Genomic DNA, 21,814 nt, shown 5'->3' on the forward strand with positions numbered 1-21,814 from the left:
TCATTTGTTATTACCTTAGAAGTTTCCATTTTCGGTTTCTTTGTATCTGTTGGCACATCTACTGACGGCTCCTGTGGCTCTGGCTGGTTCTCACCTGGTACAGTTACCGTTGCGATATTTTTCACTCCACCATTATCTACATCCGCATGAGTTACTTCATACTGCGCTTTTACAACTACACTGGCATCAGGTGCGATGCTGCTAATAACTGCACTGCCATCTCCTTCTACCGTATATCCTGTTCCATCTATAATAACTGCACCATTTAGCTGTTCAGTTATTATAATGTTCTTTAAGGTTGTATTTCCAGTATTCTTGACTGTAATGGTAAAGTCTGCTGTTTCTCCCGCTTTAAATGCCCCTTCTTCTCCATTTCCAGAATTGGTGATAGCTTTCACTGCTGTAAATGCAGGTGCCTGTGTCTCCGGAGTAATAGGTGCCGGGGTACTTGGTGTTGGCTCTTCGGTTCCCGGTACAGTTGCTGTTGCAATATTGTTAATCACGTCTCCCTTATCTACATCTGCCTGTGTCACTGTGTATGAGGCCGCCAATGTGGTACTTTCCTTTGGCTCCAGCTTCGCAATAATTGCCTCTGCGGCATTGGTACTATCAAAGGTTGCACCTATAAGGGTTTCATTCACCGGAATGCTTTCCAGTGTTACATTACCACTGTTAGTTACAGTAATTGTATACTGTGCTACATCTCCTGCCTTGTAAGTTCCATTTTCCCCAGTTCCTTTCGTTCCCGCCTTAACAGCTTTTTCCACTGTCAATGCCGGGGTCTTTGTTTCCGGGGTTACAGGAGTTGGGTTACTGGGCACTGGATTGGTAGTTCCTGGTACTGTTGCTGTTGCAATGTTGTTGATAACTTCACCCTTATTCACATCTGCCTGGGTTACGGTATAGGAAGCTGCTAATGACACACTTTCCTGTGGCTCCAGTTTAGCAATACTTTCTGTAGCAGTTCCGGTTGTGTCAAAGGTTGCTCCTGGCAATGTTTCTTCTACCGGGATGTTCTCCAGTGTTACGTTACCATTATTGGTTACTGTAATTGTATAGTGCGCAACTTCTCCTGCTTTATAGGTTCCGTCTTCACCGGTCCCGCCAGTTCCCTGTGTGATTTCCTTCTTAACTGTAACTCCCGGATTTTTAGGTTCCGGATAAGTTGGAGTGGGGTTACTTGGAGTCGGTTCTTCGGTTCCTGGTGCAGTTGCTGTTGCAATATTGTTAATCACTTCACCTTTATCCACATCTGCCTGCGTCACTTTGTAAGAGGCTTCTAATACAGCACTTTCCTGGGGCTCCAGTTTTGCGATAGATGCTGTATCCGTTCCAGTTGTGTCAAAGGTTGCTCCTGGGAGAGTTTCATTCACCGGAATATCTTCCAGTGTTACATTACCTGTATTTGTCACTGTAATTGTATAATGTGCAACTTCTCCTGCCTTATAAGTTCCGTTTAAGCCAGTTCCGGCTGTACCCTCTGTGATTTTCTTTGTCACTGTGACTTCCGGTTTTTTCTTTTCCGGGGTAATCGGGGTCGGCTCACTTGGTGTAGGCTCCTCAGTTCCTGGTGCCTTTGCTGTTGCAACGTTATTAATTACTTCTCCCTTATCCACATCTGCCTGGGTCACTGTGTAGGAAGCTGCTAATGAAGCACTTTCCTGTGGTGCCAGTTTTTCAATAGATGCTGTATCTGCTCCAGTTGTGTCAAAGATTGCTCCTGGGAGAGTTTCATTCACCGGAATGTTTTCCAGTGTTACATTACCTGTATTGGTTACTGTAATTGTGTAGTGCGCAACATCTCCTGCTTTATAAGTTCCGTCCGCGCCATTCCCGGAGGTTCCTTCTGTAATCTTCTTAGTTACTGTTACTGCTGGCCTTACTTTCTCTACAGGAACAGTAACTTCCCCTGATTCTTTGGGGTCTGTGCCCGGAGATTTCACAGCTGCCGTATTGGTGATGGTCCCCTGTGCATCAACATCTGCCTGTGTTACGGTATATTCTGCTTTGACAACTACGTCTTCTCCTTTTGCAAGTTTTGCTATCTCTGCAGTTCCATTTTCATTGATGCTATATGCATTTCCATTAGCAACAATCTGAACTGCTCCAGTTCCGCCATTTAAGATATCAGATACCGTTACATTTTCGATATCAAATTTGCTGTTGTTTGTGACTGTGATATCAAACTTCGCGGTTTCACCTGCCTTGAATGCACCATTCTCTCCGGTACCTTCATTTGTTAGGCTCTTCGTAATACTGAAATCAGGTGATTCTATTTTAAAGGTTCCAGGTGTGAAGTTGAGTGTGTAGTTGGAAGCCTTGAACGAACCGTTATCTGTCAGATTAAGCGTACCCTGACCGATTTCGTATGTTCTAGCTGTCTCACCAGGCTCCCTGCTTACGTTTCCTGTAAATGCAGCTGTTTCGCCGTTTACAGCACTATCTTTTGTTACCTGATAAGTCAATGAGGGATCTGTCTGTCCAAGCCCCTTGCCATTATCAACTGCCTTAACCTCTATTACTGCCGGTGTTACTTGCAATGTTCCTGGCATGTAGATAATATTTTCATAGTTGTCAGTTACATTAACAGCCTGACCGCTTGCATTTATTATCATTACACTGGCAATTTCATTTGCCTTACTTCCCACATCTGTAATTTGAGAAGTATCTTTCATAAGTATCATTGAGATTGCGTCTCCTGCTGTCAATCCAGAAACATTCTTGTATCCACTTGCTTTCAAAGCTTCTCCGTTATAAACCTGTTGTGCGTCTTTTGCTGTAATGATAAGTGGAGCCGTATTTTTAACAATCTTCAATGTACCCGGTACATAAGTAATATCGTAGTTAGTAGTCTGTGATACTGCCGACTCTGGCTTAAATGTAATCGGATAATCACCTGCGGGACTTACTTTTCCTGCGGTTGTGCTTAATTCCGGTGCTACATTAATGCCATCCAGTGTCTCGTTGTTTACTAAACCTGCCACCTGATATGAAAGAGGCGGATTATCTAAACCATATTGTTTTGCCTTATTATCTGCAGTTATTGTAACAACTACTCTTTTTACAATAAGAGTTCCATCCTGTTTATTAATGGCATATTTTCCTGTTACATCAGTCGTAGTTCCATCACCATTATCACGCATAATCTTCACGCTGCTGACGGTATTTGCTGATGTACCGGCATTTGTAATGCTGCCGCTTATAGTTGCTATTAAGGAATCACCTTCTGCTAAAGCACTTCCAGGGCTCACGCTATAGCCAGATGCTGTCAGTACTGTTCCGTCATAATATTTCTCTGCACTGTCTGCTGTAACTGTAATAGGTGTTTTACTCTTAAAGTGTGCTACAAACGTAGCGGCTGCATAAAGGCCATTTACCTTTGCGTAATTATTAATAACTGAAGCACTCAGTTCCTTGTCTGTAGATATTACCTGCTGTGAACCTTGTAATGTCCATCCGGTAAAGTAATAGCCATCTGCCGCAGCAGCTGTGGAACGTATACCTGAAAGATTTCCGGTAACTACCAGAACACTGTCTTTAGCCGGACTTACCGTACCTGCTGCTGTATTTTCGGAAACATACTGAATATCTACTTTATTTTCTTCCCATATTGCATAAAGAATATTGGTATCCGCAGTATATTGTTCCAAATTATCAATCTGGATTGTGCTGCCTGGCTGAACCTTCATTCCTGTTCCATCAGCCTTTGTATTCCAGCTATCAAAGGTGTATCCTGTCCGAGTACTGCCATTTGCTGCTGCTGTTATTCTGCTGTTTTCCAGACTGGTGATAACCGGACTTTGTGTATTATTATTTAAATCGATTCCTCCATTATAGTCATATATCAGCTTTGTCGTGGCTGCTTTCTTCGCCCATTGTGCTGTCAAAGTCACATTGGCATTTGAAATCCGAACCAGACTTCCCGGATAATAAACTTTATTATCTGAACTTGACTTCCATCCAATAAATACTTCACCTGCTGGCGCTGTCAGTCCATTGTTTGGCGCTGCCGGAGCCTTCGCCCCATCTGTATAAGTGTTGGAATCCACAGGGACGGTTCCACTTCCTCTGCCCGCATCATATTTAACCTGATAGGACGGTCCGCCAACCCATGTCGCATAAATCTTCATATTTGATATAATCTGCTGGTCAAAGCTGAAAGGTGTTCCATCTTCTTTTACCCAGCCCGCAAATATTTTACCAGCCATTGCCGGCGGCTCAAGAGCTGTTACCTTATCTCCCGCTTTTATGGTCTGCTGTGTACCGAACGGTGTATCTGTATCTGTGTAAAATTCTACGGTAAATTCCGGTGCTATCCATTTTGCATATATTGTCACGCCTGCTGCCGGCATAATACCGCTAAAGTCGTACTTTTGCGTAAGACTTACGTCTGCATACCACCCGTCAAATGTATAGTAATCTGCCAGCCCTGACGGACGAGGCGGTACATAACCTGCTTTAGAGCTAAGAGGTTCTTCATATTTCACACTATCCTGCTTTTCTACCTTATTATAGTTGTAGTAAGCAAAGTTATAAGAGTTCCTGGTATAGCGTACTCTCAGGTTAGAATTTGATAATGAAACAGAACCACCAGCACTTGCGGTTTTCCATGTCTTACCGTCAGTACTGTACTCTGATATGGTAAAGCCATTATATTTATTCGTAAAGGTAAATGAACCGCTGCCGCTTGCACTTGTGCTATTTGTCGCCTGAGCGGAATAAGTTCCATCCAGCTGCTGTTTATAATGTGAAATAGTAGAGCCGGAATTAAGACTGGCCTGTTTAAAATCAATTGTCGTTCCCGATATAGGGAAAATAAATGCATCCAGGAACGTCATATAGGTTGTAGAACTTCCATTCTGATAATTCCAGCCGAAAGTATTAGGCCATGTATATCCGTTTGCTTCCAGTGATGAACCATATAATCCTGTAAAGACTATAGATGGATTACTCTCCCATTTACTGGTACTGTTTGATCTGTACTTATAAAAGTTCATTGTCATCAACTGCCGGTCATAGTATACATTCAGTACAGTCGTTCCATCTGCCTTTACAGTTACAGCGGCTGACTTTGAGGAATTATAAGTAAATCCGGTCCAACTTTTGTTTGTATCAGCATTTGTTGGTGAAACAGGAGCTCCTACATTTGCAGTTCTTGTGTTATCTGAACTGTCGTAGTCATAAGTTTTTTGATTGTTTGAAGCTGTTTTACTGTCTGTTATTTTCTGCTTCCAGTATACAACTGTATAACCAACCTTTTGTGCTGTCCATGTAGCCTTAATGGTTGTATCCGCAGATAATGAATTCCCAAATGAAAATGCCGAGCTATTTAATGTCCAATTTTTAAAGGTGTATCCTGGTTTTTTCGGGTCTTCCGGTTTTACTGTTTTCTGACCTGCTGCTACAAACTGAGGATCAATATAAGACCCGCCGTCCGTATCAAATTTCAGCCAGTAACCCCTTTTTATAATCGGATTCAATGTCATATCCGCTGTAACAGCGATTCCATTGCTTACCGGAGTGTTTATATTCGTTACATACCAGCCGGTAATAGCCTCATCCGGTCTTACCGCAAATTGGACATTTGTATAATCCAGCTTATCTCCATTTGCATAAGTCTGTGTATAAACAATTTTGCCATCGCCATCTTTATAATATACGTGCCATTCTGTCTTATACTGAGCATACAAATTCACTGTTTTGTCTGCTGTCAGTGTGCCAACGTTTCCGAAGGTAAATTTATTTCCGCCTGCCTGAGCCGTATACCATCCGGAGAAAACTTTTCCAGCCACCGCAGGGACCTCTGGTTCCGATACAATCTCATTGCTTTTTACAATCTGTGTAGCATTTGCAATATGGCTGCCGTTTATGTCGAAAAAGTTATAAGTAGTTATATACGGAGTGCTCAATGCCCCCACAACATAAATAGAAAAACTATCAGCATTTACAGAAACTGTGGTATCGGAGGAATCATTTCCTGCCACTGTAGTGCTAACCGGGTCTGCTGCACTTCTTTCATCTTCCATATGGAAAACCTGCAACTTTGAATCCTCTCCGCTTATAAGGGAAGAACTTGCTGAAACAGTGAAATCCACTGCTACCTGATGCCCTTCTGCCGGTTGAATCTCATTGCCAGATTTATCATAAAAGGTAATGTCAAATGCAGCCGTCCCATTTACCTCTTTTCCTTCTCCGACTGCATCCGATATTGCATTGTCAATTTTAGAAGAGTTTACTGGTTTAATATCTAAAGTAGTACCGTTTGGAAAAGCACCTTCGGGAGCATTCACATTTACAGTAACCCCACCGTTTGTAAAACTGCCTGTAATAGGAACAGATGGTTCTTCACTCACTGCTGTTTCACTGTTATCCTTTTCTGGTGCATCCTGAGAAACTACCTTGTATACTGTGGTGATTTCTTTATTCTCAGAAACTGCTATCTGATAAGTGAATACATTTCCATTTACAGCCGCTGGAGCAATTACATTACCACTCTGATCCATAACCTTATCAACAGTATGTTTCTCGTTTACAGTTATTTCCACATTTAACAGAGCGTCCTCTGTAACTTTCTCCGCGTACTTACCTTCACCGTCATATGTAACATCTCTCTTTTCGCTTCCGTCTGTCCAAATTTTGATAGAACCACCTTCAAATGCTGGTTTGTGGAATACTATATTGTACTCCTGTTCCACATTTTCAGCTGGTGTTACCTCCGCAGTCTGATCATTTGGATTTGATTGTTCCTCTGCGTCAGAAACCTTTGGCTGCTCATCCAGTACAATCTCCTGTGTAGCAGTTGATCCGGTCTCGCCAGTTTCCTGGGTCCCTGCATCCGAATCATTAGTCTCAACATTTGCCTCGCCGGCTCCTTCCTCAGCAGTCGGTGGTCCGGCTTGTAAGTCTTCCTGTCCAACTGTATCCTCGCTGGTAGCCAGCAAAGATGTATCAGATGAATATACAGCACTCGTAGCTACCATAACCACTGCTAAAAGAAGGGCCAGCCAACGCTTAAAATTCTTCTTCATAGTCCTCTCTCCTTCCATTTTAATTCATTGCTCTATTATTAAAATCAAAAACCCTTAAAATATTCTTGAATACGCTCAACTTAAAGGATTTACAGATTGACAAGCTACATATATAAAGAGAGGCCTTGATTGTAAAAGGGGTCATATTTTTTATACTTTTTTCACTTTTTGCCAGAAAAACATAAAAAAGTGTGATTCCTTAATATCTTCAGAATTCACACTCTCTTTATATATGTATATATTCAGTTAATTATGAAATTTTACTTTGTTCTAATTTATGAACCCTTTCTTGTAAATCTGATCCATTTTTAGGTAGCAGATTTACTGTACCATAATCAATTTTAATCATTAAGCAGATTTATTTGCAGCTCATCTTCTATCATTCCGTTAAAACCCAAAATCCGAAAATATTATTCCGCTAACGGGATATAATATGTCTAAAACCATAAGATTTCTGCCGCTCGCCATCTCCTGTGGATAGGCGAGTTTTTAGATGTATGGAAATGGAATGGATACTACAAAGGAGATTATGGAGCACTTCTTCTCAAGTCATTTGGAGGTTGAACATCATGCATCATTGGTATAATAATGTCATAATTTTAATACCTTCTTTAAAGCCTGATAAAAGGTTACCAATATATGTGGATCAGTTGTGTGAACTAGGCCTGAATCATATTTTGGTGGTGGACGATGGGTCCGGCCCAAGCTATCAATCCATCTTTTCTGAGTTGGAAACAAAGGGTTGCGCCGTATTGCATCACGAACAAAATCAAGGAAAAGGCTGTGCATTGAAAACCGGATTAACCTATATTCAGGAGAAAATACCCGGCTTTGCCTGCGTCGTTACAGCAGACGCAGATGGTCAACATGTACCAGAGGACGTGCTTTCCGTGGCGGAGCTATCCAAGCAGCATCCGAATGCGCTGGTACTCGGCGTGCGTGATTTTTCAGGTTCTGATGTACCTCCGAAATCATTGATAGGCAACCGCATTTCAGCAGTGCTGTTTGCTGCATTATACGGAAAATATCTATCGGACACCCAGACAGGATTGCGTGCTTTTACACCAAAATTGCTGCGTTGTATGATGGAAGTGCGTGGTGAGCGCTTTGAATATGAAATTCAGATGCTCATTACCTGCGTGCAAATGCACATACCCATACTTACTCAACCAATTCAAGTCATTTATGAAAATCAGAATAAAGGTACACACTTTAGGCCATTACGTGATAGCACAAAGGTTATTGGCACAATACTGGGCAGCTTTGTACGGTTCGCATTGGCTTCATTGCTGGGGGCAGTGGTGGATCTTGGATTGGCGTGGATATTATTGGATGTTTTGCGCCCTCTCATTCCAGATGATTATCTGCGTATCCTGCTGGCGACTGCGGCTGCACGGGTTGTTTCAATCTCTGTGAATTATTGTATCAACCGTTTTATGGTTTTCCGTGTGCAATCTTCAGCGAAGCAAAGTCTGTCCCGCTATCTGCTTTTGACTGCGCTGCTGATGCTGCTGTCCGGCAGCGGTGTATATGTATTGAACACGGTGCTGCAAATTGATGAGAAAATCGCAAAAATCATCTGCGATACATGTTTGTTTTTGCTTAGTTTCAGAGCACAGCAAAAGTGGGTTTTTGCAAAGAGAGGAGGAACCCAAAATGGAGAATAAAGAGAGCCGCGGGTTGGAGGCTATGCGCAGGCAGGCAGCAAAGGAAAAACAAAAGAGAGACATCCTTTTCATTGCGACAATGATTTTAATGTCAATTTATCTGATCTGGCGCATGCTGTTTACAATTCCATTTCAAAGAGGTATTTGGAACGGAATTTTTGGTATACTATTGATTGTTGCCGAAACTATGACTGTATTTACGACCTTTGAATTGTTTATTCAAAAAATACAAAAAAAAGTTGACCGCCTGGAGCTTCCTGTAATACCAACCGAATTTTATCCAGATGTGGATGTGTTCATTGCCACACACAACGAACCGGTTGACCTGCTTTATAAGACCGTGAATGCCTGTACACATATGGATTATCCTGATAAGAGTAAGGTTCATATCTATTTATGCGATGATGGCAACCGCCAGGCGGTGGCAGAGCTTGCTGCACAATTTGATATAGGGTATATTCCATTGGCAGAAAACAAGCATGCCAAATCGGGAAATCTGAACAATGCGCTTGCACACACGACCTCCCCGCTAATTGCCACATTTGATGCAGACATGATTCCACAGCACACATTTTTGATGAAGACCGTGCCTTACTTTTTGTTGCCGGAGTTCATCAAGGAAGGGGAAGTATGGAGGCTGCGATGTGAAGAGGATCCGCCATACAAAGAGCGCAAACTGGGCCTGATACAAACCCCGCAGAGCTTCTATAATCCAGATTTGTTCCAGTTTAATCTTTATGCCGAGCAAAACATTCCCAATGAGCAGGACTTCTTTTCGATGGAAATCAACCGGATACGCAATGCTTCCAATGCCGTTGCTTACACCGGCAGCAACACCGTGATTTCCCGCCAGGCGATGGAGGAAATCGGAGGCTTCCCTTACCATACCATCACGGAGGATTTTGAAACCAGTATCCGTCTGCAACAGGCAAACTATCTAACCTATGCGACTAATGAGGTACAGGCAGCAGGTCTCACCACCACAACTATATCCAGCATGCTGAAGCAACGTGTCCGTTGGGCACGGGGCATCATACAGAGCTTGCAGAACACCGGTGCCATCTTCTCCCGAAAGCTGCCATTCGCCGCAAACATTACCTACCTGAACAGTTTTCTGTATTGGTGGTCGTTCTTTAACCGGCTGGTCTTTATCCTGTCTCCCATTTTGTTTGCATTGTTTGATTTTCAGATCGTCAATGCTGGATTTTGGGACATCCTCTTGTTTTGGCTGCCTTCCTATGCGCTGTATTCAACAGCAATGCGATTTTTGTCGGGCAACATCCGAAATCAACGTTGGAGCCAGGTAATAGACACCACTCTTATGCCCTACTTAATTCTGCCCACACTTTTGGAAATATTGCATATCCGTGAGACAAAGTTCAAGGTTACCAACAAGAATAAGGAGAATGACCAAGGCCGTTGGCACAACTTTAAGTTTGCCCTCCCACATATATTACTGCTAGCGCTTTCCATTGCAGCAATGATACGTTTTGTTGGTGGTAAATACGGCTGGGCATTGGTGTACAGCAGCATTATTATATTCTGGCTGGCATACAATACGGTGGCACTTTGCTATGCTATCTTCTTTATGTTGGGACGGCCCGCATTTCGTAAAACAGAGCGAATACAGGCCGAAGAAAGTGTCACAGTACAAACTCATGAACGCACCTATGATGCGGTAAGCGCAGACCTGTCCGAAACCGGCATGGCCTTTTATTCGGCAAAACCCATTTATGTACCCGAAGACAGCATTGTTTCACTGAGCATCCAGACGCTGCGCTACAAGGCGCAACTGGAAGGAAGCATTGTCTATGTCCGCCAGGAGAAACCGCAGAATCAATCACGGTGGCGGTATGCAGTTTCGGTAAAACCGCTATCGGAAGAGGATAAGCGCCAGTATATGCAGATTATCTATGATCGTATCCACTCTTTGCCAAAGCAGATGAATTTGTGGATTACGGCCTATGACGATGTGGTACGCAATATTCGTAAGCGTATTAAAAAACAATTTTCGGATAAACGAAAGCTGCCTCGTATACAGATTGCTTACCCGGTAACACTTCACAATGGACAGCAGTGTATGTTGCATAGCTTCAACTACCGCTATTTTTCCGCAACCGGCTTAACCGTGCCAAACGGTTCGCTAAGCTTTACATCACCCAGTGGCATCGAGGTACAGCTCCGCCGGGCAGATATCACCACTGCCACCAAAGGGGAAGTATTGCTTGAGGTAGAGAACCTTCAAGCCCTCGAAAAAGGCGGGTTGCTTGACAAGTTACTCGAAGAACTACAGGAAGGAGGAGTCAGATGATTGGAATTACGTTACCCCTTGTCATCCTATCCTTTCTGGGGTATATGCTGCTCGCACGTAAAGTTCTGATGCTGCGCTGGGAATTTATCCCTGTCTTTGTGTTTTCGTCGATTTCCTGTGCTGTGTTTTTTTTCGGGCTGGCAGGTGTTCTGCCGGAAGGGTCGATTGTGGTGATGTCGGCAGGAGTGCTGGCCTTTGTGTGGTTTGCGCTTGCTTTTCGGCAGGAGTACATTCGGCTGCAGATACACATAACGCTGTTTCACTGCTTTTTCATGGCAGGAAGCCTGCTTTTCTTTGTGGTTTTAATTCGCAGCAGACTGACGCACTATGATAACTTCTCTCATTGGGGCATTGTCGTGAAACAGATGTTGAGCACCCATGCTTTTCCCACGGCGGAATCTGCACTCGTGGACTTCAAAAACTATCCGCTGGGCACTGCATCTTTTCTCTATTATGTCTGCCGTTTTTCCGGCCACAGTGAGTCCACCATGCTGATAGCACAGGCAATGCTAGTGTTTTCCTGCTTCTATGCAATGTTTGGCATCATATCAGAGAAGAAACGGTTTTTGCTATATGCGTTTATGAGTCTGGGGCTTGCGGCTCTGTCTTTCTTCAACCTCACCATCCGCATTAATAACCTGTTGGTCGATTTTCTGCTGCCCATCTTTACATTGGCTATCTTCGCCGCTGCTTATCAGTATCGAAAGGACCCCTTACGTTCCTTGCTCTTTTTTACGCCGGTTGCAGGGTTATTGACTGTGACCAAGAGCACTGGCATTATCTTTGCCGCGTTTGGGCTCATGTATATGTTCTATATGTTAATCAAACACCGTGAAGCACCCTTCTGGGGAAGGTTTGCATGGCTGTCACCAACTGCGCTGTTGGGGGTGTTCACCCCATATCTGCTCTGGTCGCTGCATATGAAAACCGCGTTTTCCGGTGTGGTGAACAAATTTGATACGCAGAAATTACCAATTCAAAAAACAGCGGGGCAGATGAACGAAATCATCTCTTTGTTTTGGCGCTCCGCCACCGACCTAACCACTCGCCCTGCTATCGGCATCTTAGGTTTTAACCTGCTTGCAATTGGTGCATCGATTTTTGCTGCCCGGGTTATGAAGAAAAAGTGGAGGCTGTGGAAAGGATTAATTGCACTCAACGCAGTGCTGATTCTATACTATACGGGTATCTTGGGACTATATCTGTTTTCTATGCCTTGGGATGAGGCATCATGGCTGGCTGGCTTTGAGCGCTATGCTTCCAGCATTGTAGTTCTGTTTGCGGGTGCGCTGGTAATGTGTGCCACAGTGGATATTGAAAACACCTTTCATTACAGAATTGGTGAGGTGCCAGATGAGCAGGCCTTCCACAGTCCTGCCAGCAAAAGCCGCTATCAAAAAGGTGTTTTGGCCTGTACTGCGCTTGCCATCATCATGCTGCTGTCGGAATATAATGGAATGAAATGGAATATAAATGCCTATGGCGCTTCTCTGCCGCAGCAGGTGCAGTCTGTGGTGGGGGATCGATGGGTCAAAGACGGAGAAGCAGATACACACCGCTATCTGCTTTATGCATCGGACAAAGATGCACAAGTAACCAATTATTACATGCAGTATGTGGGGCGGTACTTCCTCTATGCCCCGGCTGTAGATGGCATCTGTTTGTTTTGGGAAGACAACATGGATAATTTGCTCAGCGGGTATGACTATTTTGTGATGGTGGAAAGTGATGTAAATGCAAGGCATCTGCTCCACAAGCACTATGGTGTAACAGGAGAGGAGGGGTTGTATCGCATTGATAAAACAAATGGCAAGATATCGCTGGTTTTGGAGTAGTGTGATTCTGCTCGCCTTTCTGCTAATATTCATGTGGTGGCGTTGGCAGACCACAGAATCTTTACGTTTTGTACGCAATCTGGGGGTCGGGTTTAATTTGGGCAACACACTGGATGTACATGACCTGCATTTTGATACGAATCAACCCAGTGATTTTGAAATCTATTGGGGCAACCCAGTTACCACGAAGGAGATGATTGCTGATATCAAGGAAGCCGGCTTTGATGTGCTGCGCATACCCGTAAGCTGGGAGGAGCATTTAGACGAGAATGGAGCCGTCCACAAAGAGTGGATGGATCGGGTACAACAACTGGTGGATTATGCAATATCAGAGGATTTGTACGTTATCATCAATGCTCACCACGACAGTTGGTATACGCCGGATGACGCTCACCTTGATTCAGCGAGAAAGAGAATGAGTCAACTATGGTCTCAAATTTCCCAACGGTTTGCAGCCTATGATGAACGATTATTATTTGAAAGCATGAATGAGCCGCGCTTGATTGGTACTGCCGAGGAATGGACGGTTGGAACGCCGAGAGCACGGGAGATTGTAAATGAACTAAATGAGATATTTGTAAGAACAGTCCGTAAAAGCGGCGGTATGAATGAAAAACGGTACTTGCTATTACCTACATACTGTGCACGAATTGAGACCGCCACATTGGAGGATTTTCGCCTGCCACAGGATAAAAGACTCATTCTTTCGGTGCATTTGTATGTGCCTTTTGACTTTGCCCTGAATCCAACCGGGACACAATACTTTTCATCAGATGATACTTTAGCGGTTGACCAGATATTCAAAGATTTGAACAGACTCCTTATTAGTAAGAATATTCCGGCCATCATCACGGAATTTGGTGCTGTTGACAAAAAAAATGAGCACGAACGTTCTGTTTGGGTACACCATATACTAGGGCAAGCAAGAAAATCCGGTATTTCCTGCATTTGGTGGGATGCCGGCGGACCGCCGGAGGAAGGTAAGCCCTATCCACTCTACAATCGTGTTGCCCGGCAATGGTTGTTCCCCGATTTACTTAAAACACTGACTGGCCGTGCAGAGAAAGAGCGTGGTCCTTAACACCTTTCGGACTCATGCTCTTTTATGCATATATTCAGTTAATTATGAGAGCTTAATTTTTAACTTATAAATCTCGTAATGTAAATTTGATACATTATCAGACAGTAGATTCACTGTATCATGGTCAACCTTAATGCCATTAACTATAACCCTTAAACCTTCAAGCTTATCTTCCAGCATGTGGTAATTATTATTAGACTTTTCCTGTACAATGTCTAACTGCTGCAAGATACTATTCTCCGTGCTCCTTAGACGCTTATTAAACCTCGTTTCCAGCCCTTCAACGCGGCTGTCAATCTTATTAAACCCAGCTTCCAGACTCCCAAAGTGGCTGTCAAGCATATTCGATATGGCCTGCAATAATTCATGATCTACCATTCTAATTACCTCGCTTTCCTCTGTTCTCTTAATTTTTATTCTTTGTACTGCTATAAAAAGAAATTTGTCATCGGCTCTTGCAAATCACAAGATAAAAGCACTTCTAATTATTACGGTGGATATGAGTTTTCTATAGCTTTATTGTGCCCGCTCTCTTTAAAATTGTCAAGTCGTGCAAAAACAGACTTTTTTGTTATTTTTCCTATAAGAATACCTCCTTTTCCATCGAATAAAACGCTTGCTTTTTAATACAGTAATAATTGTTCATCCATGAATAGTGCTCCGATATGGAGATGCTGAAATGATTTTCACAACTTGAATATGGCAAGAATGCCTGCTGCTTGATATAATCTAGAATAACACAAAGGCTTTGTCTTAACAAGTTGGCACATTTTACAAAATATGCTATACTAACTACAGTTATCAATAATTTTCTGCCTTAATATTATAAATAGGGCAGCCGAAATATCTTTAGATTTTGTCCTAAGAAATAGGGAGGGTTTACTTATGAGGAAGCTTGATATTTTCAAAACTATACAGCTGATTGTTTACATTATTCTAACCGGTCTCTGCGTTTTCAGAGTCATGACGGATTCTGAAGTCTATCATTATATTGCAACGAATTCTTCTATACGCATGATATGTGTGCTTTTATGGGTGGTGTTAGGAGTTTCCTTCTTATTTTTGTTTATTGATTTTAGCTTCTTTTCTTCTTTCAAAAGAGATTACAGAGATTTAGATTTTGCCGTGCATTCGGACCCTCTTTCCGGTATTCCCAACCGTTTTAGCTGCGATGCTTTGATTGAAAAATACATGGACCAGCCTTTGCCTGAGGATATTGGCTGTATTATGTTTGAGTTATCCAATATTGGGGAAATTAACCGCCTGTATGGTCATATTGAGGGGAATGCCCTTATCAAAGACTTTTCTAACATCCTTAAAACTGCTTCCATTAATTTATGTTTTATAGGACGCAACGGAGGAAATAAATTTATAGCTCTATTTGAAGAAGGAAGCGAAAAGAAAATAGAAACTTTCCTTGAACGCATTTATTTTAAAGTAGATTCTCATAATTCAGGCTCTGACACCCGTCCAATTAAATATAAATATGGACGTGCCTTTCATGAAGGAACTGAAGTCAGCACAATTACCGATCTGGTTGCACTTGCAAACAAACGGATTTACAATGATTAATTCCACGTGCTGCAGTACTGTGCAGGGAAGGTAGGTGGTTAGATGGCAGAGTTAGATTATCAATATATATCAACCCTGGTAATCCATGCGCGAACCGGGGACAGTGATTCCTTTGCAGAATTATATGCAGCAACATATCAGAAGGTATACCGCTTCGCATACAATTATTTGAAAGATGAATATCTGGCACAGGATGCCCTGCAGGAAACATACATACTTGCTCTCAAAAACCTATATACTCTGAAGGATTCTAAGCTTTTTATACCCTGGCTGAATCAGATTAGCTTCAGGGTCTGCTTTAATATGCATCAAAAGAGAAAACGTTATAACAAAGAATTATCTGATTATGATAACAGCAGAACTCAAGGACATACAAAGCATCACGGAGACGTTGAATACCTGGAAGACCAAATTGTTAAAATAGATGAAAAAAATTACATTATGAAAAAAATTCTGGATCTTCCCCCGGCGGAGTCTCAAGCCATAGTTATGAAATATTATGAGAATATGAAACTGGAAGAAATTGCCCAGGTAATGGAAGTAAGCGGCAGTACGGTAAAACGTTATCTAAACCGTGGAAGGGCAACATTAGGACAGCTGCTGGAACGTTAAGGAGGTGCCTCACCTATGTTAATAGACAAATTTAAGAAAGACAACGGACCTGTGCTGGATGAAAAAACGGCGGGGCAAATGCTGGAGAACATATTTGATGCATGTGAGATAGAACCTAATTCTGTTCCGCTTTCTGTGCTTACCTCCTACAGTAACTACCGCAGAGAACGTTTTTTGCTGCAAAGGCTCCTTCTCGCTATTATCATGCTATGTTTCTGTTTGGTGCCCTTACTGTTTATAACGCCTGATATACAACTGAATCCTCAGGACAGTAGCCCGAAAGGAAAGCCCTCCTATGAACTTGTTGTGAATTCCCTGATACCTGTCAGCAGAATAACAGCAACTGTTGATGGCAATCATGTTCCGGTATATGAGGTAGGTGATAAAACTTATTCTGTTGAACCGGTATCAAATGGAACTATGACCGTTACCGTAACACTGAAAAACCGTCAATTTGCCTCGGAATCCCTTAATGTCACCGGAGCTGATACATCTTCACCCATAGTTTTATCAGACCGGATGGAAGGAGACTTGGTTTACTTATATATCTCAGACCCGGATTCCGGGGTCGACTATGAGGGAATCTCTGCAATAGACATTGATGGAAAAGAAATACAGCCTGCTTCTTATGATGAGTCAGAGAATTATGTAGTCTTTGAGCATCCTGAAAAGTCATTAAATATTTATATTCCCGATAAGGTCGGAAACACTCTTCATTTAATTCTTACAGTCAAGGAGTGAGCTCACCGCACTCAATAATTTTAACTTTTGAAAGGGGGTCTGATGCGATGAAGAGAAAAACACAGTTTATAAGTGTATTTCTTATCATTTTCATCATGCTCTCTTTTTTTTCCGGCTGCTCCGGAAAAAGTAGCGATGTCTCCAATACTTCTGCTGCAGAAGTTAAAAAGAGAGAGAGTGCACTCCAGGTTCTGCTTCCACAGTCAGAAGGCACTGTTACTTATGGAAATGAAATTGTTTCTATTGATGCATCAAATACAAGCGAAGGATACGTTATGGTCCAATACAATGGCGGGGCAGAGAAAGTAAAGCTTCAGATTACCATACCTGATGGGACGGTCTATACTTACACTTTATCCTCAGGTACCTATGAGACATTTCCCCTCACTGGAGGAAATGGTCCGTACCACCTGGATGTTCTGGAAAATGTCAGAGATGACCTTTATGCCCTTTCATTTGCACAGGATATGGATGTTGCTGTTCATGATGAATTCAGGTCCTTTCTGTATCCAAATCAATATGTATGGTTTACAGAAACTTCCAAAGCTGTGGCGCTTGGAAAAAACCTTTCTGATAAATCAACAGACGATTTGAATTATGTACAAAATGTATATTATTATGTGATTGAGAATATTTCATATGATTATGAGATCGCAGAGAATACCCCCACCGATTATCTTCCAAACCTGGACAAGACTTTGGAGAAGAAAAAGGGAATCTGCTTCGACTATGCCTCCCTTATGGCTGCTATGCTGCGCTCTCAGTCCATTCCTACAAAGCTGGAAGTAGGATACTCCGGTACGGCATATCATGCCTGGGTCAGTGTCTACTTAAAAGAAAAGGGATGGATAGATAAGATTATTGAATTTGATGGGGAAAACTGGTCTTTAATGGATCCAACTTTAGCCGCAAACAACAGTAAAAAATCTGTAGGTAAATATATTGGTGACGGAAACAACTATATCGTAAAGTATTCATATTAAAAATAACGGAGGACAGGCTATGGATAAACAGGTGCAGGGAAAACCATTTTCGAATATGGAGATTTCCTCCTTTTGCGGGCAGGTTGCTATGATTTTGCGTTCTGGAATTTCATCCATTGAGGGGATTACCATTATGCTGGAGGATGCTTCTTCTTCAGAGGAAAAGAAAATACTGCAGGCTATTTTAGAAAATATGCAGGAAACAGGAAGCTTGTACCAGGCACTGGCTGACACGAAGCTTTTTCCTTCTTATATGCTGCATATGATACAGATTGGAGAGGAAACCGGAACGCTGGACGAGGTAATGTCTGCCTTGAACTTACATTATGACAGGGAAGATTCCATTGCCAAAAGTATCCGCAATGCCGTCACCTACCCTTTGATTATGTCAGGTATGATGGTAATTGTAATCATTGCTCTCCTTGTAAAGGTGATGCCTATATTTAACCAGGTTTTTATTCAGCTTGGTACAGAAATGACCGGGTTTTCAAGGACGCTTATGAATCTTGGCAATACGATTAACCGGTACTCCATCGTATTTGCTGCAGCATTAATTTTGATTACAGGTCTTATTCTGCTTGGAACCAGGACAGCGTCAGGCCGGCAGATCTGCAGAAGCTTTGGATATAGATTCAAATTTACCCGTATGATCTATGAGGAAATTGCTGCCTGCCGTTTTGCAGGGGGAATGGCTCTTACATTAAGCAGCGGGCTGAATCCGGAGCGCAGTATGGAGCTGGTCAGCGCTTTAAATGAAGACATCCATTTCCAGGAAAAAATTAATTCCTGCCGGCATTTGCTGGATGAGGGCAGCACTTTGCCGGAGGCACTGCACACGACGGGAATATTTACCGGGATGTATGCACATATGGTTTCTATTGGTGGAAAAACCGGTACCATGGACCAGGTCATGGATAAAATCGCAGGACTTTATCAAGACGATATTGATACCCGGATGAATAATGGGCTTGCAGTACTGGAGCCTACTCTAGTCATTGCATTATCCTTGATTGTAGGAATAATTTTACTGTCTGTCATGCTTCCTTTGATGGGAATCATGTCCAGCATTTAAATTGCAGGAGGCTATTATGACACGTTTTCAATACAAAAAAAGTCAGTACACATACCGCAGGCTCATTCTCTCCGTCTGTGTTTTCATGCTTATTGTGATTTTCTTTTACCAGGGCATTGGCTCTCTGTCTGAAAGCTCTCTCCGGCGTCAGAAGGAAAGCCTGGAAAATGCTCTGAGCAGAAGTATTACTTACTGTTACGCAGTGGAAGGAAGCTACCCCCAAAGTCTGGATTACCTAAAAGAACATTATGGGCTTACTTACAATGAAGACAGGCTTTTTGTGGATTATAGAGTCAGCGGGGCAAATGTTCTTCCCGATGTGACAGTAATTGAAATTGAGGAGGGAGACTGATTATGCGCTTTCGGAACCAAAAGAATCACATGATTGATTTTTTATTTCCTGTAGCACTGCTTTTTGTATTTGCCGTCTCTGCACTGACAGTCATCCTGCTTGCTGCAAACATTTACCGCTCTGCAACGGAGAACTCTTCTTTGAATTATACCGCCGGAACTTCTCTTTCCTATATCGCTGAGAAGATACATCAAAGCGATGAAAAGGGAAATGTTTCTCTTGGAACCTTTGACGGACATGATTCTCTTATATTGAAACAGGAGTATAATGAAACCGTATATTTTACTTACATTTATACAGATGGAAATACATTAAAAGAATTATATGTAAAAGATGGCACGCAGGTTACCGCCGCTTCCGGCAAGCCTATTCTGACAGTGAAATCTTTTACCATGGACACCGTTAATGAACATACTTTCCGTTTTACCTGCGTTGACGAAAAGGAGCAAGAGGTCTCTGCAGTTGTCAGCGTCAGAAGCACACCATAAAGGAGAACACTATGATACGCAGAAACCGGGCAAATTTATCCAGCCTGTTCCTCTTAGAACTGATTCTTGCAATCTTATTTTTTTCTATTGCAAGTGCTGTTTGCGTACAATTTTTTGTGAAATCCCATTTGCTCAGCCAGGATGCACGGAAATTGAACATTTCCGTCAATGAAGTTTCCAGTGCGGCAGAATTAATTCAGGTTTCTCCGGACGCCCCGTCTGCAATAGATTTGATTCACACAGAATACCCTGACTCAGAGATTTCTGATGTCTCAAAAATTTCTGTATACTATGACAAAGATTTTCTTCCCTGTGGGAAGGCCCAGGCGGTCTACTGCCTGGAAACAAGTTTTATACAAAAAGGTTCCATGCTGGATGCTGTGTTAAATATGAAAGAACAAAAGGATGAGAAAATCATCTATTCCCTTACCATATCCCATCATCTGCAAAGGAGGGCTGGAAATGGACAATAAAAAGAAACAAACTCCTATTGTAAATATTGGTTCTTCTTCTCTGCTTGTTGTGTTTCTTGTACTTTGCCTGGTAACCTTTGCCACATTATCCTTATCCAGTGCCAAAAGTAATTATAATTTCAGTCAAAGGCTTGCGGACAGAAGAACAGATTATTATGAAGCCTCCCGGAAAGCTGAACTTTTACTGGATTCTATTGATAATGTCCTTGCAGAAACTTATGAAGCCTCTGCTCTGCCTTACTATTCTGAAGCAGAGAAACGGCTTTCTGAATTGACTTTGAATGAAGATGTGAAGGACATTGTACTGGAAACAAACTTCTCCGCAAAGACTCCTTCCGTATCCTATGCCATACCTATCAATAAAGACCAGACATTATCCGTTGTGCTTGAATTAGCGCCTGTGAACAATACAGCGGAGGGATTCTATCAGATTAAACAGTGGAAAGCTGTTTCCACTGCTGATTGGGAAGGAAACAATACATTAAAACTAATCCAATAATTTAAAGGAGATTCTATATGAATGCAAGAGCAATCCTGGAGCAGGCCGTCACTGACGGAGCATCTGATATATTTATTGTAGCAGGTCTTCCCGTGGCCTGCCGGAAAAATGGAGTTACCGCCCGTCTCTACAAAGATAAGCTACTTCCTGTGGATACAGAAGCTTTATTAAGTGAAATTTACCAGATGGCAGAAAATCGGGATATCAGTAAGCTTTACCAACATGGGGATGATGACTTTTCCTTTGCAATCCAGGGAGTATCTCGTTTCCGTGTCAGCGCCTACAAACAAAGAGGTACCTTATCTGCGGTAATCCGGATTATAACCTTTCAGCTTCCTGACCCGAAGGAATTAGGAATCCCGGACCATATCATACAGCTTGGGAACAGTAGTAAAGGCATGACTCTTGTGACAGGCCCTGCCGGAAGCGGCAAGTCTACCACCCTTGCCTGTATTATTCACCAGATAAATAAAACAAAATGCGGGCATATTATAACCCTGGAAGACCCTTTAGAATTCCTTCACCGACATGACCAGAGTATCGTAAGCCAGCGGGAAATCAACGTAGACACGGACAGCTATGTGAACGCTCTGCGGGCTGCCCTGAGGCAAAGCCCCGATGTTATTCTTCTTGGAGAGATGAGAGACTATGAAACAATAAACGTTGCCATGACGGCCGCAGAGACCGGGCACCTGCTCTTTTCTACCCTCCACACAATCGGAGCAGCCAACACAATTGACAGAATTATAGATGTATTCCCGCCTAACCAGCAGAAACAAATTGGCGTACAGCTATCCATGGTTTTAAATTCCGTTGTATCACAGCAGCTAGTGCCTACCGTAGACGGCAAAGTGGTTCCCGCATTTGAGATCATGACGGTAACACCGGCTATCCGCAATATGATACGGGATAACAAGGTGCATCAGATTGACGGTCTTATTTATTCTTCTGTAAAAGAGGACATGGTCTCCATGGATACCAGCCTGCTGAAGTTGTATCAGGCCGGTACCATTAGCAAAGAGACCGCCTTAACGTATGCTGCCAATCCGGAAATGCTGGGCAAAAAGCTGTTATCTTCTTAAACATTAGTAGTTCAGGAA

General features: G+C 42.6%; 16 protein-coding genes. 14 read left to right on the forward strand and 2 right to left on the reverse strand.

Annotation, left to right across the window (positions count from 1 at the left end; genetic code table 11):
* Positions 1-7,028, reverse strand: a 7,028-nt coding sequence (locus A8805_RS19945) for a DUF7507 domain-containing protein (RefSeq protein WP_114985907.1), incomplete at its 3' end; no start/stop codon positions are given.
* Positions 7,029-7,597: 569 nt separating this feature from the next.
* Between A8805_RS19945 and A8805_RS19950 the strand changes: the two genes are divergently transcribed.
* From A8805_RS19950 to A8805_RS19965, 4 genes are read left to right on the forward strand one after another with little or no spacing between them, the layout of a single operon-like run.
* Positions 7,598-8,695 carry a bifunctional glycosyltransferase family 2/GtrA family protein gene (locus A8805_RS19950; RefSeq protein WP_181392932.1) on the forward strand — a complete coding sequence of 366 codons (1,098 nt, stop codon included), beginning with the start codon at positions 7,598-7,600 and terminating at the stop codon, positions 8,693-8,695.
* On the forward strand, positions 8,685-11,006 hold the full coding sequence (locus A8805_RS19955; RefSeq protein ID WP_181392933.1) for a glycosyltransferase: 2,322 nt from the start codon (positions 8,685-8,687) through the stop codon (positions 11,004-11,006). The genes A8805_RS19950 and A8805_RS19955 overlap by 11 nt, the downstream gene beginning before the upstream one ends.
* Complete coding sequence (locus A8805_RS19960; RefSeq protein ID WP_109714471.1) at positions 11,003-12,841, forward strand: hypothetical protein; 1,839 nt, start codon at positions 11,003-11,005, stop codon at positions 12,839-12,841. Before A8805_RS19955 ends, A8805_RS19960 begins: the two co-directional genes overlap by 4 nt.
* A complete protein-coding gene (locus tag A8805_RS19965) occupies positions 12,813-13,922 on the forward strand; it encodes a glycoside hydrolase family 5 protein (protein ID WP_109714518.1) in 1,110 nt (369 codons plus the stop codon). Before A8805_RS19960 ends, A8805_RS19965 begins: the two co-directional genes overlap by 29 nt.
* 42 nt (positions 13,923-13,964) lie before the next feature.
* On the opposite strand, the gene A8805_RS19970 is transcribed toward A8805_RS19965, so the two are convergent.
* A complete protein-coding gene (locus A8805_RS19970) occupies positions 13,965-14,300 on the reverse strand; it encodes a hypothetical protein (protein WP_109714473.1) in 336 nt (111 codons plus the stop codon).
* Between the two features lie 507 nt (positions 14,301-14,807).
* Here A8805_RS19970 and A8805_RS19975 point away from each other — a divergent pair.
* The 10 genes from A8805_RS19975 to A8805_RS20020 are packed head-to-tail and all read left to right on the forward strand — an operon-like array spanning position 14,808 to position 21,796.
* Positions 14,808-15,494 carry a diguanylate cyclase domain-containing protein gene (locus A8805_RS19975; protein WP_109714475.1) on the forward strand — a complete coding sequence of 229 codons (687 nt, stop codon included), beginning with the start codon at positions 14,808-14,810 and terminating at the stop codon, positions 15,492-15,494.
* A gap of 42 nt (positions 15,495-15,536) precedes the next feature.
* Complete coding sequence (locus A8805_RS19980) at positions 15,537-16,106, forward strand: RNA polymerase sigma factor (protein ID WP_109714477.1); 570 nt, start codon at positions 15,537-15,539, stop codon at positions 16,104-16,106.
* Positions 16,107-16,121: 15 nt separating this feature from the next.
* Positions 16,122-16,847 carry a hypothetical protein gene (locus A8805_RS19985; RefSeq protein ID WP_109714479.1) on the forward strand — a complete coding sequence of 242 codons (726 nt, stop codon included), beginning with the start codon at positions 16,122-16,124 and terminating at the stop codon, positions 16,845-16,847.
* Positions 16,848-16,894: 47 nt separating this feature from the next.
* Positions 16,895-17,830, forward strand: a complete 936-nt coding sequence (locus tag A8805_RS19990; RefSeq protein ID WP_109714481.1) for a transglutaminase-like domain-containing protein — start codon at positions 16,895-16,897, stop codon at positions 17,828-17,830.
* A 19-nt stretch (positions 17,831-17,849) separates the two neighbouring features.
* The gene (locus A8805_RS19995; protein WP_109714483.1) at positions 17,850-18,902 is read left to right on the forward strand and encodes a type II secretion system F family protein; all 1,053 of its coding nucleotides are present in this window, start codon (positions 17,850-17,852) and stop codon (positions 18,900-18,902) included.
* 16 nt (positions 18,903-18,918) lie between these two features.
* Positions 18,919-19,254 carry a hypothetical protein gene (locus A8805_RS20000; RefSeq protein ID WP_109714485.1) on the forward strand — a complete coding sequence of 112 codons (336 nt, stop codon included), beginning with the start codon at positions 18,919-18,921 and terminating at the stop codon, positions 19,252-19,254.
* A 2-nt stretch (positions 19,255-19,256) separates the two neighbouring features.
* Complete coding sequence (locus A8805_RS20005) at positions 19,257-19,742, forward strand: DUF4860 domain-containing protein (RefSeq protein ID WP_109714487.1); 486 nt, start codon at positions 19,257-19,259, stop codon at positions 19,740-19,742.
* Positions 19,743-19,753: 11 nt separating this feature from the next.
* Positions 19,754-20,215: a type IV pilus modification PilV family protein gene (locus tag A8805_RS20010; protein WP_109714488.1), complete on the forward strand. Its 462-nt coding sequence runs from the start codon at positions 19,754-19,756 to the stop codon at positions 20,213-20,215.
* Positions 20,205-20,714, forward strand: coding sequence for a hypothetical protein (locus A8805_RS20015; protein ID WP_109714490.1), 510 nt, complete (start codon positions 20,205-20,207; stop codon positions 20,712-20,714). Before A8805_RS20010 ends, A8805_RS20015 begins: the two co-directional genes overlap by 11 nt.
* 17 nt (positions 20,715-20,731) lie before the next feature.
* Positions 20,732-21,796 (forward strand): type IV pilus twitching motility protein PilT, encoded by a 1,065-nt coding sequence (locus tag A8805_RS20020; protein ID WP_109714492.1) that lies wholly within the window; start codon positions 20,732-20,734, stop codon positions 21,794-21,796.
* The last annotated feature ends 18 nt before the right edge of the window (positions 21,797-21,814 follow it).

Source organism: Faecalicatena contorta (genome assembly GCF_003149105.1).
GTDB lineage: Bacteria > Bacillota > Clostridia > Lachnospirales > Lachnospiraceae > Muricomes > Muricomes contortus_C.

Excerpts from the sequence above, each read along its gene's own strand:
- A8805_RS20010 (WP_109714488.1), top strand. The coding sequence starts at position 19,754 with ATGATACGCAGAAACCGGGCAAATTTATCCAGCCTGTTCCTCTTAGAA.
- A8805_RS20020 (WP_109714492.1), top strand. The coding sequence starts at position 20,732 with ATGAATGCAAGAGCAATCCTGGAGCAGGCCGTCACTGACGGAGCATCT.
- A8805_RS19960 (WP_109714471.1), top strand. The coding sequence starts at position 11,003 with ATGATTGGAATTACGTTACCCCTTGTCATCCTATCCTTTCTGGGGTAT.
- A8805_RS20005 (WP_109714487.1), top strand. The coding sequence starts at position 19,257 with ATGCGCTTTCGGAACCAAAAGAATCACATGATTGATTTTTTATTTCCT.
- A8805_RS19975 (WP_109714475.1), top strand. The coding sequence starts at position 14,808 with ATGAGGAAGCTTGATATTTTCAAAACTATACAGCTGATTGTTTACATT.
- A8805_RS19980 (WP_109714477.1), top strand. The coding sequence starts at position 15,537 with ATGGCAGAGTTAGATTATCAATATATATCAACCCTGGTAATCCATGCG.
- A8805_RS19970 (WP_109714473.1), bottom strand. The coding sequence starts at position 14,300 with ATGGTAGATCATGAATTATTGCAGGCCATATCGAATATGCTTGACAGC.
- A8805_RS19965 (WP_109714518.1), top strand. The coding sequence starts at position 12,813 with ATGGCAAGATATCGCTGGTTTTGGAGTAGTGTGATTCTGCTCGCCTTT.
- A8805_RS19990 (WP_109714481.1), top strand. The coding sequence starts at position 16,895 with ATGAAGAGAAAAACACAGTTTATAAGTGTATTTCTTATCATTTTCATC.
- A8805_RS19950 (WP_181392932.1), top strand. The coding sequence starts at position 7,598 with ATGCATCATTGGTATAATAATGTCATAATTTTAATACCTTCTTTAAAG.
- A8805_RS20000 (WP_109714485.1), top strand. The coding sequence starts at position 18,919 with ATGACACGTTTTCAATACAAAAAAAGTCAGTACACATACCGCAGGCTC.
- A8805_RS19955 (WP_181392933.1), top strand. The coding sequence starts at position 8,685 with ATGGAGAATAAAGAGAGCCGCGGGTTGGAGGCTATGCGCAGGCAGGCA.
- A8805_RS19995 (WP_109714483.1), top strand. The coding sequence starts at position 17,850 with ATGGATAAACAGGTGCAGGGAAAACCATTTTCGAATATGGAGATTTCC.
- A8805_RS19985 (WP_109714479.1), top strand. The coding sequence starts at position 16,122 with ATGTTAATAGACAAATTTAAGAAAGACAACGGACCTGTGCTGGATGAA.
- A8805_RS20015 (WP_109714490.1), top strand. The coding sequence starts at position 20,205 with ATGGACAATAAAAAGAAACAAACTCCTATTGTAAATATTGGTTCTTCT.